This is a genomic window from Candidatus Skiveiella danica (genome assembly GCF_022705245.1).
Lineage (GTDB): Bacteria > Pseudomonadota > Gammaproteobacteria > Burkholderiales > Burkholderiaceae_C > Skiveiella > Skiveiella danica.
This window is the reverse complement of the sequence record NZ_JAKJEW010000018.1, coordinates 37,551-54,211: the sequence shown is the minus strand read 5'-3', so window position 1 is coordinate 54,211 and position 16,661 is coordinate 37,551. Positions and strand designations below refer to the sequence as shown.

Sequence of the window (16,661 nt, the reverse complement as noted above, 5' to 3'; positions counted from 1 at the left end):
GAGCTGCTGATTGAAAAATTCCCGCAGTTCGCCAGCACCGAACCGCAACCCAGTAGGGGGACTCCTTAAAATTGAGGAGTTCCCATGCACCGGCGCGTGCAGGCACGGAGGCGACGGCAGACCCAGGCTAGGTTTTTCTGAGCAGCTGGGAAAATGGGTTGCCTGCATCGGCTACTGGCGGCGTAAATCTGTTTCGCAAAACGCGGGCTGTGCCCGGGCCATTCGACATAATCAACCGAATGGCCTTCAAACTCTCCCTCATTGCGTTGGTCTATCCGAACGGTGCAAGCGATTCCGGGCTCAATATCGACCTGTTGCAGAGGGCCAATTCCTGGCTCCAGCGCCGAAATTCAGGCAGCCGCGATGATCTTTTGCTGATCGGGACTGGTTTCGAGGATGAACCCGCTTTCCGGGCAATGCTGAAATCCTACGGTTTGGCCAACGCCGAAATCGCAGTAATACCGCCCGATGAGTTTGGCGAGTCCGATGGGACGGCACTCGGAGAATCTGTCGAGTTGATTGCTGCAAGATGGATTTCAAAACACCACAGCAATGCGATTCCGGTCGTCAAATGGAGCGAGCTCATTTCCGATGCCGCCTATCCGGCTGACGGCTGGTGGTGGGCTGGTCTGGAGGCCGCCGATGACGAGCAATCAAGCCTTGCTGCCGTTCTCGGTGCACTCTTGCCGGATTCGTTCAACAGGCAGGCGCTCACCTGGGCAACCATCATTGCCGAATGCGACGGCTTGAATTGCGCTGGTGAAGAGCACGAAGTACATGAGGCTGCGATGCAAACCATTGCCCTGGCACGGTGGCTGACCGGCTTTGATGCGGCATCAGAAAACAATTTTTATGACTTCTCCGCCTCTGAAGCCATCGACGCTGCGGGGCTGGATCCCTTGCGTCTTGGTTTTGAAGCAGGTCGAAACCATGAATCTGAACTGGCCGACCACTTTGACGGCAACGACGAGTCCGACGAAGGGCTAGCCGCCGCGTGCTTGCTGGCCTGTCTTGAGGATCGTACTGGCGCGATCAAGGCCACACTTTCCGGTGCGTTTGGCGGTGATCCCCTCCTGTTCTGGAGCCTGTATCGAAGCATCTGGCCAGACCTCAAGCGTTCAAGCGATGACAACATGAACGGACTACTGAGCCTGAGCGATGTCGATATGGGCGACATCGACCGCCCCTGGCAATTTGTGACTGAGGGCTGGATAGAATTTTCTGAGGAGTAGCGATCCCTGGTTTCCCCCGGTCCGTCAGGTAAAGTCAGTTCAAGCGGTGCGCAGCATCAATACCAACAAGCGGACTTACGGGAGCAGACAAATCAGTGGACCCCATCACCAGCAACAAGATCGTCTCCTTCATCTGGGGCATTGCCGACGACGTTCTGCGCGACCTGTTCAGGCGCGGCAAGTACCCTGATGTCATCCTGCCCATGTGCGTTATCCGGCGCATGGACGCCGTGCTGGAGCCCACCAAGCAGGCCGTGCTCGACACCAAGAAGATGCTGGACGCCGCGGGCATCACCGAGCAAAAGGCCGTGCTGTGCAGCATGGCCGGCCAGGCGTTCTACAACACCTCGGCGTTCACGTTGCGCAACTTCAAATCACGCGGCAACCGTCAACAATTGCTGGCCGACTTCGAGGACTACCTCGATGGCTTTTCGCCGAACGTGCTGGACATTCTGGAAAACTTCAAGTTCCGCAACCAGCTCCCCACCCTGGCCCGGGCCGACGCGCTGGGCACGCTGATCGAAAAGTTCCTTGATCCCGACATCGACTTGACCCCCTCCGGCATCGACAACCACGCCATGGGCACGGTGTTTGAAGAACTGGTGCGCAAGTTCAACGAAGACAACAACGAAGAAGCCGGCGAACACTGGACCCCGCGCGACGCCGTGCGCCTGATGGCCAACCTGGTGTTTCTGCCCATCCAGGACCGCCTCAAGTCCGGCACCTACCTGCTGTTCGACGACGCCTGCGGCACGGGCGGCATGCTCACCGTGGCCGAAGAGACCCTGACCGACATTGGCAACAAGGTCGGCCTGCAGATTGACTGCCGCCTGTACGGCCAGGAGATAAACCCCGAAACCTACGCCATCTGCAAGGCCGACATGCTGCTCAAGGGCGAGGGCACGAATGCGGACAACATCGTGGGCGGCGCAGAGCACTCCACCCTGTCCAACGACGCCTTCCCGGCGCAAGAGTTCGACTTCATGCTGGCGAATCCGCCGTATGGAAAGAGCTGGAAGAAAGACCTGGAAGCCCTGGGCGGCAAGGACGGCATGCGCGACCCGCGCTTCAAGGTCATGCACCAAGGCGAAGAGCTTTCACTGGTCACGCGCTCCAGCGACGGGCAAATGCTCTTCCTGGTCAACATGGCCGCCAAGATGAACCACCAGTCGCCCCTGGGCAGCCGTATTGCCGAGGTACACAACGGCAGTTCGCTGTTCACCGGCGACGCGGGTCAGGGCGAGAGCAACATCCGCCGCTGGATCATCGAGAACGACTGGCTGGAGGCCATCGTCGCCCTGCCCCTCAACCTGTTTTACAACACCGGCATCGCCACCTACATCTGGGTGCTGTCCAACCGCAAGCCTGCGCACCGCCAGGGCCAGGTGCAACTGATTGACGCCAGCCAGTGGTTCAAGCCCCTGCGCAAGAACCTGGGCAAGAAGAACTGCGAGCTCAGCCCAGAGGACATCGACCGCATCACCCAGACCTTTTTCGACTTCAAGGAAACGCCCGAATCCAAACTCTTCCCCAACGCCGCCTTTGGCTACTGGAAGGTGACCGTGGAACGCCCGCTGCGTTTGCACAGCCAGTTGTCGGTGCCGCGCATCGAAGGGCTGCGCTTTGCCAGCGGCGAAGAAGACATCCGCCGAGTCCTGTTTGACGAGTTTGAAGACGCACTATTCACCCGCTTCGCCAGCATCGAACAGGCCCTGTTCCAGCGCCTGGAGGGCTGGGGCGCCGACGATGCGCAGGACGATGCCGGCATTGACGACGCCGCTGACGACGAGAGCGAGGACGCCAAACCCGCCAAGAAGGGCCTGTCCGAGAAGAAGAAGCGCAAGCTGCTTGACCCCAAGACCTGGGAGCGCGACGGCAAGCTGTTTGACACCGCCTCCCAGCTGCGCGACGCGCTGGGCGGCGAGCTGTTTGAAGATCACAACGTTTTCCGCGAACAGGTGGCCGCCTGGCTGAAAAGCAGCGGAACCAAACTGTCCGCCACCGACCTGAAAGTCATCCTCAAGGCCGTGAGCTGGCGTGAAGAGAGCGCGCCGCCCGTGGTCGCCAAAACCCACAAGCCCGGCAAGACGGCCAGAACCAGCGCCCAGCCCGACCCGCTGCACGGCTTGTACGCCGCGCAAGTGGACGGCAAGCCCGTGGTGCTGGAGTACGAGCCCGACCCCGACCTGCGCGACACCGAACAGGTGCCGCTGCTGGAAGCGGGCGGCATCGAAGCCTTCATCCAGCGTGAAGTACTGCCCTACACGCCCGACGCCTGGGTCAAGGCGGATGCCACCAAGATCGGGTATGAAGTCAGCTTCACCCGCCACTTCTACAAGCCCCAGCCGCTGCGCACGCTCGATGAGATTCGCGCCGACATCCTGGCCATCGAGGAAGAGGCCAGCGGGCTGCTGGACGGCTTGCTGAAGGGAGATTTCAAGTGAAATCAGCCACTTTCCAGCGTGATACGGTCATAGTATGCTATCAAATGAGCATGCATTTCGTGGGCGGCGGTGCGCATGATTGCTGACCTTGAGCTGTATCCGGCGTACAAGGATTCGGGTTCAAGCTGGCTCGCTCGGGTTCCGACGCATTGGGAAGTCCGTGCCCTGCGCACATTGATTCGACCACGCAACGAGCGCAACCGGGCTGACCTGCCGTTGCTGTCGGTCGCCCGTGAAAAAGGCGTGTTCGTGCGGTCAATGACCGACGCCAGTGAAAACCACAACGTCATCCCGCTCGACTTGAGCAATTACAAGGTCGCGCGGGCAGGGGCGCTGGTCATCAACAAAATGAAGGCGTGGCAAGGCTCGATGGGTATCGCCCCATGCGATGGCATCGTCAGTCCGGCGTACTACGTTTATGACTTCGACATTGCCAACGGCAAGTTTGGTCAAGCGCTGCTTCGCAGCAAGCCCTATGTCGCCCACTTCGGGCAAGCGTCCGATGGGGTGCGCGTCGGTCAATGGGACTTGACCATTGCGGCCATGCGTCAAATACCCGTGCTTTTGCCCCCACCCGAAGAGCAAGCCGCCATCGTCCGCTTTCTGGACTGGGCCAACGCCCGGCTGGAGCGCACCATCCGGGCCAAGCGGCGGGTGATCGCGCTGCTCACCGAGCAGAAGCAGGCCATCATCCACCGCGCCGTCACCCGTGGCCTGGACCCCGCCGCCCCCCTCAAGCCGTCCGGCATCGCGTGGCTGGGGGATATTCCGGCGCATTGGGGCACTTTGCGAAGTAAGCACCTGTTCTCAGCCCGCAAGGACTTCGCATTGCCCGATGACGTGCAGCTTTCGGCGACTCAATCGTATGGAGTAATTCCGCAATCAGAATATGAGGATAAGGTTGGCCGGCGAGTAGTGAAGATCTTTATGCACTTAGAGAAACGTCGGCATGTTGAAAGAGATGACTTTGTTATTAGCATGAGGAGTTTTCAAGGTGGACTTGAACGTGCTTGGGCCTCCGGTGCCATACGGTCTTCATACGTGGTCTTAAAGCCGAGTTCAGGGGTGAACGTTGAATTTTTTGCCTACTTGTTTAAGTCACAAGGTTATATCGGCGCATTGCAGTCAACGGCTGAATTCATTCGAGACGGGCAAGATCTGAATTACGGCAATTTCTGTAGGGTCGATTTACCGCTCATTCCCCTAGAGGAGCAAAGAGCAATCGCAAAATATATTGCCCGTGCGACGATCGGTCTAGATAAAGAAAACGTCCGGTTAACCCACGAAATCGACCTCCTGCGCGAGTACCGCACCCGCCTGGTCGCCGACGTGGTGACCGGCAAGCTCGATGTACGCGCGGCAGCCGCTGCGTTGCCGCAGGACGAATTGCCATCCACAACCGAAGCGGGTGCGCTGAACGCGGACGACGACCTGGACACTTTGGATGAATCCGAACCGAACGACGAGGAAACGGCCGCATGAATCCCTTGATCGGACAACTCAATCCCAAAGAGCGCCGGGGCAGCAAGCCCCGCTGCCACCTGTTGACCCACGGCACGGTGGACGAGGCGGCGGCGAGGCTGACGGCCTTGGCGGCACCGTTTGCCACGGTGTCTGCGGATGACGCCTGGATGCCAGTCGGCTTTGAGCAGGTGCAGGAGGCGGAGCTGAACAAGGCGCCGCGCTTGCTGCATGCGGACCTGCGGGCGAAGCTGGGCGCCTGGTGGCTGCCGGACGACCGGCAAACGGCCAGGACACCCAACTTTGACATTGCCAGCACCTGCACGGTGGGCGGCGTGCCGGGGCTGCTGCTGGTCGAGGCCAAGGCGCATGCTCAGGAGTTGCGCAAGGAAGAGTCCGGCCGGGTGCTCGATGCAGACGCATCGGAAGAACGCAAGGCGAGCCATGGCACCATCGGCAAGGCCATTGCCGAGGCCGCCGCAGGCTTGGTGCTGGCAACCGGGGCGCACTGCCACCTTTCCCGCGACACGCACTACCAGATGGCCAACCGCTTTGCCTGGGCGTGGAAGCTGACGGAACTGGGCATGCCGGTGGTGCTGGTGTACCTCGGGTTTCTGAACGCCGATGAGATGCGGGACAAGAGCGCACCTTTTTCCAGCCATGCGGACTGGCAGCAACAGGTTAAAGCGCACAGCGCCCCACTGTTCGGCGTGGACCCTTGGGAGAAGGCGTGTACCTGCAACGGGCGCAGCCTGGTGCCTCTGATCCGGTCGAAAGAACTTTCCCTTGGCTAAGCACTATGGCAACAACCGACACCTCGGAAAAAGGGCTTGAATCCTTGATCGTGCGGCACATGACCGGCACCGACGGTCTGGAGCCCGCCGGCAGCCACGTCGCGCTGGCTCCTACCCCGCTGGGGGGCACCGGCTATCTGGCGGGCAGCCCCAAAGACTATGACCGCGCCCATGCGCTGGATGTGCACCAGTTGTTTGCCTTCCTGCGTGCCACCCAGCCCGAGGCGTTCAACAAGCTGGCGATCCAGGATGCCCATGACGCCAAGGACATCAACCGCATCAGGTTTTTGACCCGCCTGTCCGGCGAAATCGGCAAACGCGGCGTGGTGGACGTGCTGCGCAAAGGCATTGAGCACCACCCGGCCGGGCACTTCGACTTGTTTTATGGCACCCCGTCCGAGGGCAATGCCAAGGCGCAGGCGCTGAACGCGCAAAACCGCTTCGTTGTCACCCGCCAGTTTGCCTACAGCCTCGACGCGGCGCGCCGGGCGCTGGATCTGGGCCTGTTCATCAACGGCGTGCCGATTGCCACCTTCGAGCTGAAGAACAGCCTGACCAAGCAGACCGTGGACGATGCGGTGGAACAGTACAAGCGCGACCGCGACCCGCGTGAGAAGCTGTTTGAGTTTGGCCGCTGCGTGGTGCATTTCGCGGTGGACGACAGCGAGGTGCGCATGTGCACCCAGCTTGCGGGCAAGGGTTCGTGGTTCTTGCCGCTGAATAAAGGCTTCAACGACGGCGCGGGCAACCCGCCCAACCCGACGGGGCTGAAGACGGACTATCTGTGGCGTGAACTGCTCACCCCGGCCGGACTGACCGACATCCTGGAAAACTACGCGCAGATTGTGGAAGTCAAGAATCCAAAGACCGGAGCGATCAAGCGCAGCCAGGTGTTCCCGCGCTACCACCAGCTCGGTGTGGTGCGCCAGGCGCTGGCCCATGTGCGCCAGCATGGCGTTGGCAAACGCTATCTGGTGCAGCACTCGGCGGGAAGTGGCAAGTCCAACTCCATTGCCTGGCTGGCGCACCAGTTGATTGCAGTGAAATTTGAGGGCAAGGACGCTTTTGATTCGGTCATCGTGGTGACCGACCGGCGCATTCTGGACGACCAGATTCAGAAGACCATTCGGCAGTTCATGCAGGTGGGCGCCACCGTGGGCGCAGTGACGGGCGATGCGACTTCCAAGACCGAGCAACTGCGCCAGTTCATTGCCGAAGGCAAGAAGATCATCATCAGCACGATCCAGACCTTTCCGTTTGTGCTGAAGGTGATTGGCGACGAGCACCGGGGCCGCAAGTTCGCCATCATCATCGACGAGGCGCATTCCAGCCAGAGCGGCAAGACGGCGGCGTCCATGAGCGCAACGCTGGGGGCTGCTGCTGACGGTGACGAGGGCGAGGTGGATGCCGAAGACGTAGTGAACGCGGCCATCGAGCAGCGCATGGCGGCCCGGAAGATGATGACGAACGCCAGCTACTTTGCCTTCACCGCCACGCCCAAGAATAAGACGCTGGAGATGTTTGGCGATGCGCTGCCGCCCGATGCCGAAGGCAAGGTCGGGCACAAGCCGTTTCACAGCTACACCATGAAGCAGGCGGTGGAAGAGCATTTCATTCTGGACGTGCTCAGGAACTACACGCCGGTGCTGAGCTACTTTGGCCTGGTCAAGAAGGTCGAAGACGACCCGTTCTTTGACAAGAAAAAGGCCAAGAAGAAGCTGCGCCGCTATGTGGAAGGCCACGACCACGCGATCCGGCTCAAGGCCGAGATCATGGTGGACCACTTCCATGAAAGCGTCTTGGCCGCTGGCAAGATTGGCGGCCAGGCGCGCGCCATGGTGGTGTGCAGCGGCATTGAGCGGGCAATCCAATACTTCAAGGCTTTCCAGACCTACCTGGTGGAACGCAAGAGCCCCTACCAGGCCATCGTGGCTTTTTCAGGAGAGCATGACTATGGCGGGGCCAAGGTCAGCGAGTCATCCCTGAACGGCTTTTCCAGCCGAGACATCGCCGACAAGATTCAGGATGATCCGTATCGGTTCTTGATTTGTGCGGACAAATTCCAGACCGGCTATGACGAACCGCTACTGCACACCATGTACGTGGACAAGGCGTTGTCGGGCATCAAGGCGGTGCAGACCCTGTCGCGCCTGAACCGGGCGCACCCCAAGAAGCGCGACTGCTTTGTGCTGGATTTTCAGAACGACACCGAGGGCATCAAGCTGTCGTTTCAGGACTATTTCCGCACGACGATCCTGAGCGAGGAAACCGACCCCAACAAGCTCAACGACTTGAAACTGGCGCTGGACGCGGCACAGGTTTACACCCCTGAGCAGGTGGACAAGTTCGTGGCGCTGTTTCTGGCGGGAGCCGAGCGCGACAAGCTAGACCCGATTCTGGACGCCTGCGTGGTGGCCTACAAGGACACTCTGGACGAAGACCAGCAGGTGGACTTCAAAGGCAAGGCAAAGGCGTTTTGCCGCACCTATGACTTTTTGGCGTCCATCGTGCCCGGCACCAATGCGAGTTGGGAAAAACTATCCATCCTGCTGAACTTGCTGGTTGCCAAACTGCCCACGCCCAAGGAAGAAGATCTGGCCAAAGGCATCATCGACACTATTGACATGGACAGCTACCGGGTGGACAAGCAGGCGGCGATGAAGATCGCGCTGGCCGACAACGACGCCGCCATTGAACCTGGCACCGGCGAAGGTGGCGGATTCAAGCCGCAGCCGGAACTGGAACCCCTCAGCAAAATTATCAAAGCCTTCAACGAGACCTTTGGCACGCTGTTCACCGACTCCGACCGGGTGGTGAAAAAGATCCGGGAAGACGTTGCGCCCATCGTTTCGGCCAATGCGGCCTACCAGAACGCCAAGCAGAACACCCCGCACACCGCCCGCATGGCGCACGACCAGGCGCTGGGGATGGCCATGCAAATTTTGCTGAAAGACGACACCCAGATCTACAAGCAGTTTGTGGAGAACGAATCGTTCAAGCGGTTCGTGGGGGACATGGTGTATGCGATGACGAGCCAAGCTCAGCAGCCGGGGGCGCAGTAGCGCGGGGGGCCGAAGAGATCAGGCTCTTGGCCGAGCGCTGGCCTGAATTGCAAACCCAGCGACAGATGTGTTTTGAATCGTGTGGGTTGAGTCTTCTGAATGAAACGGGAGGAAATGAAATGTCAATCGCCAGTGGTTACGTTGCCTGCACCGGCTGTGATTTCTCAGGGGTCGTGCAGTACAGGCCGATCCGCGTGATCTACCATTTCAACGATGGCACCAAAGTGAAATCTGACAGAGATATCGGCTGGTGCAGGCAATGCAAGGCCATCAGCGACATTGAATCCAGGACTGATCCGGCGCCGCTGCAGGCCCGCCTTGTGGAGCTTCAAGCCAAGGCTGCTTCCCTGTCCCATTTGATTGGCCGTGCCTTTGGCAAACTGACGGGCGGAAATGACGACGTAAAGAAAGAGATTGCCGTTATTCAGGGGCAACTGCGGCTTGCGCGGTCCCAAGGGAATCGCGCTCGATGCCTTGAATGCGGTAGCGAGCACACTCTGCGGCTTGCTTTCGACGAACGGGGCGTATGGGGCGGCTTCGTGCATGACTGCGGTGGAAGTCTTTTCCTGGAACCTTCCGACCCGGACGCCCCTCGCTTTGCTTTCAGTCCAGAAACGATTGATCTGGATCAGGATGGCTTTAGGATTTCGGGGTGACTTTGGGCAACCGCAGGGGCAGATCAATGAACGCCAGTCGGGGCGTAGTCGCCGAGGGGGTTCACTGTTCTCTATGGCGTCTGCAAAATCAGTAAAAACCTGCATGTCCTAAAGCAGCAGAAAGTCAGCAAAAGTGCGCATAGAGTCAGCACGGCCCAAGTGCAATCTGCGCGACTACCCACGTGGGCCGTGATGACCGTGGGCCCTGAGGCACCATCGATCACTACGTCTCAGATTCGCAACACGCGGGGACACTTTAAGAAATGACGGTACTTTTGACGGTACTTTTGAACAGATGATTTTTGAAGCCTAGCATCCATGCGGGTTTCCTGGCTTTCTGGGGTTCCTGTCGGTGGTACCAGCCGGGACCGCGCTTGCCTCGATGCTTGGTCCGACCTCTGCATGGCCGCGGTGGCTCGCCATGAGGCCTGCACCCATCCTTTCAGCATCTGAAACCCGGCTTTTCAGTGTTATCGGCGCCATCCCTGCATCAAATGGACGTACATCGCTATCAATATTGATGGTCTTGTCAAGCCCGCGCCGCCTCCAGTGCCTCATGCAATTCCACCAGCGCCTGGGTCAGGCGGTGGTTCGGGTCGAGGTAAATCATGGGCAGTGACAGCTCGTGCGATTCGCGGATGCGCACGGATGAGGGCAGGTAGGGCTCCAGCACCGGCAGTCCGTCGTCGATCAGCTCTTGCACCAGGCGCCGGGGCAGGTTGGCGCGGGGCTGGAACTGGTTGACCACGATGCCCTCCACGGCCAACTCGGGGTTGTGGTCGGCGCGGATCTCTTCCACGTTTTCCATCAGGGTGTAGAGCGCCTTGCGCGAGAACTCGTCGCAGTCGAACGGGATCAGGCAGCCGCTGGCACCCATCAGCGCCGAGCGGGTGTAGAAGTTCAGCGCAGGCGGGGTGTCGATGTAGATGCGGTCGTAGGTTTCGGCCAGCTTCTGCAGCGCCTCGCGAAGCTTGTAGAGCTTGTGGCGCGACTCCAGCTTGCCTTGCAACTCGTCCAGCGCCGGGCTGGAGCGCATCAGGTCCAGGTTCTCGTGGGGCGTGCCGACGACGAACTCGCCGGGTGCCACGTTGCGCAGGCTGAAGCTCAGGGTGTGTTCAAAAAAACCGGCCACGTTGGGCTGGTCTTCAGCGGCCCCTTCACCCAGCAGGTAGCTGGTGGAGTTGCCCTGCTGGTCGAGGTCGATGACCAGGGTGCGCAGACCCTGGCTGGCGCTGATGGCGGCCAGGTTGCAGGTGATGGTGGATTTTCCAACCCCACCTTTCTGGTTGAAGACGACGAGCGGCATGAGGCAATTCCTTATACGGGGAGATGAAAAAGGGCGGATCAAAACCCCGATTGTGCCCAGCCCGCAGCCACCGACGGCTTCGATGGCGCAGCAACCCGAGGCACCAGCCGGGCACGGCATGTTCGGCGGGGAAAACGCCCCCCAAGGCGGGGCTTCACTTGCCGGTTTTCAGGTTGGCGCCGATGCTGCGAGGATCGCCCTCGATGGCGATCTGGGTGCAGACGGCCCGGCACAGGGTGACGACGTTGTCGTTGATGATGCGATAGAAAATCTGCACGCCTTCGCGCCGTTTGCCGAGCACGCCGGACTGGTACAAGGTGTGCAGGTGCTGCGACATGTTGGGTTGCGTGGTATCGATCTCACGCAGCAGCTCGCCCACGTTTTTCTCGCCATTGCACAGGCTGCTGATGATCCTCAGCCGCATGGGTGCCGACATGACGCGAAACAGTTCAGCCGCCAGTTCGAACACCTCGTCGGACTCGGTGATGGGCGACGTATCCACGACAGCTTTGCTCTTGGCCATGCTTGCAGGGTTCCCGAACAGATTGGTTTTGTGATTCCGAATATACGCGTATTAGGGCGCCACGCAACGATTGTTGCGACACTTCAGCGCCGGGTGCCCGGACGCAAGGTGCGGCTGAGCAGGATCACCGGGATCAGGCCCACCAGCACCAGCGCCAGCGACGGCAAGGCGGCTTCACCAAGGCGCTCGTCGCGCGCAAGCTGGTAGGCTACGACGGCCAGCGTGTCGCTGTTGAAAGGGCGCAGCACCAGGGTGGCGGGCAGTTCCTTCATCACATCGACGAACACCAGAAGCGCCGCGGCTGCGGTCGAGCGCCTGAGCAGCGGCCAGTGCACACGCCGCATGAGCCCGAATCCGGCCGTGCCCAGCATACGGGCGGAGTCGTCGAAACTGGCCGGGATGCGCGCATACCCGCTCTGCACTGACTGCAGGGCCACCGCACAGAAACGCACGAGATAGGCCCAGACCAGACCGAACGCGGTCGCTGTCATGACATAGCCCACGCGGGTGTCCGGTGCCACCGCCTGCAGCCAGCCCACCGGCAGCAGCAGGCCCACGACGATCACCGCGCCTGGAATCGCGTAACCGAGGCCGGCCAGCTGCACCACGGCGCGCGTGAACCGTCCCGCCTCACGGCGCGCACTGAAAGCCAACAACAGCGCCATGGCGACGGCCACCAAGGCGGTGGCCAGACCGAGCCGCACGCTGTTGTAGGACCAGGCGACAAAGCCGGTCCATGGCAACACCGACCAGTCGGCCGCCAGCGGACGCAGCATGAAGATCACCGGCAGCACGAAACCCAGCAGCACAGGCACCGTGCAGACCACCCACACTGCGGCGAGGCGAATCCCGGCCAGCGGCGCGGCTTGGGCCTCGACGGCGCTGGCGCGAGCGCCTCGCACGCTGGAGAAACGCATGCGCTTTTGCGCCCGGTGCTCCAGGTTCAGCAGCACCATCACCACCACCAGCAGCACGGTGGCCAGCTGCGCAGCGGCGATCCGGTTGTCCATCGCCAGCCAGGCCTTGTAGATGCCGGCCGAGAAGGTCTGGATGCCGAAGTAGCTCGACACGCCAAAGTCGGCCAGGGTCTCCATCAGCGCCAGCGCTGCTCCGGCGGCGATCGCCGGACGCGCCAGCGGCAGTGCCACCTCGCGGATGCGCCGGGACATCGGCGCGCCGAGCAGACGCGCCGCCTCCATCAAATGGGTCGCACGTTCGCCCAGTGCCGTGCGGGCCAGCAGATACACATAGGGATAAAGCGAAAATGTGAACACCCAGGCCGCGCCGCCCAGACTGCGCACCTCTGGAAACACGCGCCCTTCCAGCCCGAACACGGCCCGCAAGCCAGTCTGCAGCGGGCCGCTGAACTGCAGGAAATCGGTGTAGGCATACGCCACCACGTACGCCGGCATGGCCAGCGGCAGCAGCAAGGCCCACTCGGCCACCCGCCGGCCAGGAAACTCGAACAGGGTCACGGCGGCCGCGCTGGCGCTTCCGATCACCACGGTCCCCAGCGCCACCATGAGGCACAAGCGCAGCGTGGTCCACGCGTAGTCGGGCAGCACCGTGCTGCCCATCTGCTGCAGGATGTCCGCGGTGACGACGTCCCACTGCAGCCATGAACCCATGACCGCAAGCACGGGCACGCACAGCATGACAAGGATCAGCAGCAGGAAGAATCTTTGAAGCCAGCGCAGCGGCATGAGACGAAGGGATCCACGACAGGGCAAATGAGAATTGTAATCATCTACAATGTTTTTCATGTTCTTGGAAGTTCGCCAACTCGATGTGCACTACCCCGGTCGGGCGCAGGCCGCAGTCCGCGGGGCGTCGTTCGGCTTGCGGGCCGGCGAGATCGGCGTGCTGATCGGCCCGTCCGGCTGCGGCAAGACCACCCTGCTGCGAGCCGTCGCCGGGCTGGAGCCGGTGAGTGCCGGCGAGATCCGCCTCGGTGGCGAGGTGGTCAGCCGCGCGGGCAGCACGCTCGCACCCGAGCTGCGGCGCATCGGCATGGTGTTCCAGGACTACGCGCTGTTTCCGCATCTGGATGTGGGGCAGAACGTCGGCTTCGGCATCCACAGCCTGCCCCGCACGCAACGCGCCACGCGCGTGGCCGAAGTGCTGGATCTGGTGGGGCTCTCCGGCACCGAGCAGCGCTATCCGCATGAACTCTCCGGTGGCCAGCAGCAGCGCGTGGCGCTGGCCCGAGCGCTGGCGCCCGAGCCGCGCCTGCTGCTGCTGGACGAGCCGTTTTCCAACCTCGACGTGGACCTGCGCGAGCGCCTGGCGCACGAAGTGCGCGCCATCCTGAAGGCGGCGCAGGCCACGGCGCTGTTCGTGACCCATGACCAGCTCGAAGCCTTTGCGATCGGCGATGCCATTGGCGTGATGCACGAAGGGCAGTTGCACCAGTGGGACGACGCCTACACCCTCTATCACCGGCCCGCGACCCGGTTCGTGGCGAACTTCATCGGCCATGGCGTGTTCACCCCGGCCACCTTGCGCGAGGTGAACCAACAGGTGATGGTCAAGACCGCCCTGGGTGAGTTGAGCGATGTGGCCGAATGCCCCCTGCCCTGCGCCTACGCCCAAGGCGAGTGCGACGTGCTGCTGCGCGCCGACGACATCGTCCACGACGACGAGGCGCCGGTGAAGGCGGAGATCATCCGCAAGGCGTTTCGCGGTTCTGAATTCCTCTACACGCTGCGTCTGGCCAGCGGCGAAACCGTGCTGGCCCATGTGCCGAGCCACCACAACCACACGGTCGGCGAGTGGATCGGCATCCGCGCCGAGGTGGACCATGTCGTCACCTTCAACCGCGCCTGCCCGCCGGGCAAGGGCGGCATGTGCGAATTGCCCTGCGCCGCGGCCTGCAGCGAGCCGTGTGGCGATCCGGCCAAGGCCGACGGCGAGCATGCGGTCACGCTGGTTCGCGGCGCGGCCGCCCGCGCGCCTTCGACCGTGGGCGCCGCTGACTGAGCGGCACCGCAGCCGCCTGGCAGGCGTCAGCCAAGCCTGTTTTCAAACATTTTCGGCATCTTCCCAGCGCAGGCAGGTCGAAGTTTGCTATCTATTTTATTGGCGCAGGGTGCCCGGACCGTGGCCCATGCACGCGCAGAACATCGATCGTGGCGTGCAAGTCGTGGGCCCAGGTCCGGCGGTCGCGGCCCTCGGCGCGCTGGGGTTCGCCATAGCTGACCAGCGCGGTGATGCCGGGCGCGCACAGCGTGCGCCAGAAAGAGCCCAACAGGCTCTCGTCGCCAACATACGACGGCGCCAGGCTGGTGTCGCCACTCAGGTCGTCCACAAAGCGCAGGCCCACCGGCACCACCGGCGCGTCGGCCGAGATCGCTGCTTGAATCAGGTTGGCGTGAAATGGCAGCAGGGTGATGCCGTCGCCCGTCGTGCCTTCCGGAAAGATGGCAACCACCTCCTCCCCACGCAAGGCTTCCGCCATGTGATGCACCACCCGCATGGCGTCGCGGCGCGAGGCGCGCTCGATGTAGAGCGTACCCGAGGCGGTGGCCAGCGTGCCGATCAGCGGCCAATGGCGCACATCGGACTTGGAGACAAAGCGGCAATGGCGCGCTGCGTGCAGCACCAGGATGTCCAGCCAGGAGATATGGTTGGCCACCAGCAGCAAAGGACCTTTGGCCGGCGGCTCACCGCGAATGGTGAGCCCGATGCCGCAGACCGCCAGCATGCGCTGGGCCCAGGCCTGCACGGCCGCCTCACGATGGGTGGTTTGCAGGCGCGGGAACCGGACAAAAACCAGCCAGAAGCCGGCGCCGATGTGCAGCAACCCGCGCATCATCCGGCCGACGGCACGCAAACGGTTCATGCGGCAGGGCGCGCTTCAGTCGGCCGCCCCATGGGCGACATGTCCGGCGACCAGCGTGCAGCGCACGCGCCCCGGAACGGCATAACCTTCAAAAGGCGTATGCCGGCCCTGGCTGCGAAGTTGCGCCGGCTGCACCGCCCATTCGGCCGCGGCGTCGAAAACCACCACGTCGGCCGGGCCGCCGTTCACAAGCTGCCCCACGCCCGAATGGGCCGCGCCAAGGTGCTCGCCGAGCACCTGCGCCGGAGCGTGGGTCAGCACGTCAAGGGTGCGAAGCAGGCCGACGTCACTGTCCTGCCCCCACTTGAGGGCCAGGCTCAACAGCAACTCGAGCCCGGTGGCGCCGGGCTCGGCTTCGGCAAAGGGCAAGGTCTTGGCATCGGCAGCCACCGGTGTGTGATCGGACACCAGGGCATCGATCGTGCCGTCGGCCAGCGCGGCACGCAACGCATCGCGGTCGCGCTGATGGCGCAGCGGCGGGTTCAGGCGGGCGCGGCTGTCAAAGTAGCCGATGTCGTTCTCGGTCAGGTGCAGCGAGTTGATGCTGACGTCGCAGGTCAGTTTCAGACCCTCCTGGCGAGCCCTGCGCACCAGGTCCACCCCGGCTGCGCTGCTGAGGCGGCACAGATGCACCCGGGCGCCGGTCGACTTCATCAGCTCGAAGATGGTGTGCAGGGCAATGGTCTCGGCGGCCACCGGCACGCCGGCGAGGCCCATGCGCGTGGCGAGCGGTCCGCTGGCGGCCACGCCGCGCCCCAGGTACAACTCCTGGGGCCGTAGCCAGACGCTGTAGCCAAAGGTGCTGGCGTACTGCATGGCCCGTTGCAGCACCTGGGTGTTGCCCAGCGGCACGTCGGCCTGACTGAACCCCACGCAGCCGGCATCGGTCAGCTGCGCCATTTCGGTCAGCACCTCGCCTTGCAGTCCACGGGTCAGCGCGCCCAGCGGGAAAACACGCGACTGGTGCAGCCTTTCCGCGCGCATACGCAACATCTCCACCAGCCCGGGCTCGTCCAGCACCGGGTCGGTGTCGGGTGGACAGACCACGCTGGTCACACCACCGGCCACGGCCGCCGCCAGCTCGCTCTCCAGCATGCCTTCGTGCTCGTGGCCCGGCTCGCGCAGGCGCACCGCGAGGTCCACAAGGCCCGGGGCCACGACGCAGCCGGCGGCTGGGATCACCCGGTTGGGTGTGAAGTCGGCGGGCGCCGGCCCGATCGACAGGATGCGGCCCGCCGCGACCGCAACGTCTGCGATGGCGTCAAACCGGGACGCCGGATCGATGACGCGTCCGCCCTGGATCAGTATTTTCATGTTCGTTCCTTCACGGAATCACGGACTG

Annotated in this window: 12 protein-coding genes; 7 read left to right on the top strand and 5 right to left on the bottom strand. The window is 62.5% G+C overall.

Annotated features, from left to right (window positions below; translation table 11 throughout):
• Positions 1–239 precede the first annotated feature (239 nt).
• From ACMUOY_RS11645 to ACMUOY_RS11620, 6 genes are all read left to right on the top strand, one after another.
• Complete coding sequence (locus ACMUOY_RS11645) at positions 240–1,232, top strand: hypothetical protein (protein ID WP_413892890.1); 993 nt, start codon at positions 240–242, stop codon at positions 1,230–1,232.
• 95 nt (positions 1,233–1,327) lie between these two features.
• The gene (locus ACMUOY_RS11640; protein ID WP_413892889.1) at positions 1,328–3,676 is read left to right on the top strand and encodes a type I restriction-modification system subunit M; all 2,349 of its coding nucleotides are present in this window, start codon (positions 1,328–1,330) and stop codon (positions 3,674–3,676) included.
• A 75-nt stretch (positions 3,677–3,751) separates the two neighbouring features.
• A complete protein-coding gene (locus ACMUOY_RS11635) occupies positions 3,752–5,158 on the top strand; it encodes a restriction endonuclease subunit S (protein ID WP_413892888.1) in 1,407 nt (468 codons plus the stop codon).
• The gene (locus tag ACMUOY_RS11630) at positions 5,155–5,931 is read left to right on the top strand and encodes a hypothetical protein (RefSeq protein WP_413892887.1); all 777 of its coding nucleotides are present in this window, start codon (positions 5,155–5,157) and stop codon (positions 5,929–5,931) included. Before ACMUOY_RS11635 ends, ACMUOY_RS11630 begins: the two co-directional genes overlap by 4 nt.
• A gap of 5 nt (positions 5,932–5,936) precedes the next feature.
• The gene (locus tag ACMUOY_RS11625; protein ID WP_413892886.1) at positions 5,937–8,993 is read left to right on the top strand and encodes a type I restriction endonuclease subunit R; all 3,057 of its coding nucleotides are present in this window, start codon (positions 5,937–5,939) and stop codon (positions 8,991–8,993) included.
• Between the two features lie 119 nt (positions 8,994–9,112).
• Positions 9,113–9,649: a hypothetical protein gene (locus tag ACMUOY_RS11620; RefSeq protein ID WP_413892885.1), complete on the top strand. Its 537-nt coding sequence runs from the start codon at positions 9,113–9,115 to the stop codon at positions 9,647–9,649.
• A 529-nt stretch (positions 9,650–10,178) separates the two neighbouring features.
• On the opposite strand, the gene ACMUOY_RS11615 is transcribed toward ACMUOY_RS11620, so the two are convergent.
• The 3 genes from ACMUOY_RS11615 to ACMUOY_RS11605 all read right to left on the bottom strand — a co-directional run bounded on the left by ACMUOY_RS11615 (position 10,179) and on the right by ACMUOY_RS11605 (position 13,181).
• Entirely contained in the window at positions 10,179–10,955 is a 777-nt protein-coding gene (locus ACMUOY_RS11615) for a ParA family protein (protein ID WP_413892884.1), read from the bottom strand.
• Between the two features lie 154 nt (positions 10,956–11,109).
• A complete protein-coding gene (locus tag ACMUOY_RS11610) occupies positions 11,110–11,478 on the bottom strand; it encodes an ArsR/SmtB family transcription factor (RefSeq protein WP_413892883.1) in 369 nt (122 codons plus the stop codon).
• 83 nt (positions 11,479–11,561) lie between these two features.
• Entirely contained in the window at positions 11,562–13,181 is a 1,620-nt protein-coding gene (locus ACMUOY_RS11605) for an ABC transporter permease (RefSeq protein ID WP_413892882.1), read from the bottom strand.
• Between the two features lie 58 nt (positions 13,182–13,239).
• Between ACMUOY_RS11605 and ACMUOY_RS11600 the strand changes: the two genes are divergently transcribed.
• Complete coding sequence (locus tag ACMUOY_RS11600) at positions 13,240–14,457, top strand: ABC transporter ATP-binding protein (protein ID WP_413892881.1); 1,218 nt, start codon at positions 13,240–13,242, stop codon at positions 14,455–14,457.
• A 91-nt stretch (positions 14,458–14,548) separates the two neighbouring features.
• Here the strand turns inward: ACMUOY_RS11600 and ACMUOY_RS11595 are convergent, their stop codons facing one another.
• Positions 14,549–15,319, bottom strand: coding sequence for a lysophospholipid acyltransferase family protein (locus ACMUOY_RS11595; protein WP_413892880.1), 771 nt, complete (start codon positions 15,317–15,319; stop codon positions 14,549–14,551).
• A 15-nt stretch (positions 15,320–15,334) separates the two neighbouring features.
• Positions 15,335–16,633, bottom strand: coding sequence for a dihydroorotase (locus ACMUOY_RS11590; RefSeq protein WP_413892879.1), 1,299 nt, complete (start codon positions 16,631–16,633; stop codon positions 15,335–15,337).
• Positions 16,634–16,661: the final 28 nt, after the last annotated feature.

What these genes read in the sequence shown, in the direction of transcription:
- ACMUOY_RS11590 (WP_413892879.1), bottom strand. Translation starts at nt 16,633, where the DNA reads ATGAAAATACTGATCCAGGGCGGACGCGTCATCGATCCGGCGTCCCGG.
- ACMUOY_RS11595 (WP_413892880.1), bottom strand. Translation starts at nt 15,319, where the DNA reads ATGAACCGTTTGCGTGCCGTCGGCCGGATGATGCGCGGGTTGCTGCAC.
- ACMUOY_RS11600 (WP_413892881.1), top strand. Translation starts at nt 13,240, where the DNA reads ATGTTCTTGGAAGTTCGCCAACTCGATGTGCACTACCCCGGTCGGGCG.
- ACMUOY_RS11625 (WP_413892886.1), top strand. Translation starts at nt 5,937, where the DNA reads ATGGCAACAACCGACACCTCGGAAAAAGGGCTTGAATCCTTGATCGTG.
- ACMUOY_RS11630 (WP_413892887.1), top strand. Translation starts at nt 5,155, where the DNA reads ATGAATCCCTTGATCGGACAACTCAATCCCAAAGAGCGCCGGGGCAGC.
- ACMUOY_RS11610 (WP_413892883.1), bottom strand. Translation starts at nt 11,478, where the DNA reads ATGGCCAAGAGCAAAGCTGTCGTGGATACGTCGCCCATCACCGAGTCC.
- ACMUOY_RS11635 (WP_413892888.1), top strand. Translation starts at nt 3,752, where the DNA reads ATGATTGCTGACCTTGAGCTGTATCCGGCGTACAAGGATTCGGGTTCA.
- ACMUOY_RS11605 (WP_413892882.1), bottom strand. Translation starts at nt 13,181, where the DNA reads ATGCCGCTGCGCTGGCTTCAAAGATTCTTCCTGCTGCTGATCCTTGTC.
- ACMUOY_RS11645 (WP_413892890.1), top strand. Translation starts at nt 240, where the DNA reads ATGGCCTTCAAACTCTCCCTCATTGCGTTGGTCTATCCGAACGGTGCA.
- ACMUOY_RS11615 (WP_413892884.1), bottom strand. Translation starts at nt 10,955, where the DNA reads ATGCCGCTCGTCGTCTTCAACCAGAAAGGTGGGGTTGGAAAATCCACC.
- ACMUOY_RS11620 (WP_413892885.1), top strand. Translation starts at nt 9,113, where the DNA reads ATGTCAATCGCCAGTGGTTACGTTGCCTGCACCGGCTGTGATTTCTCA.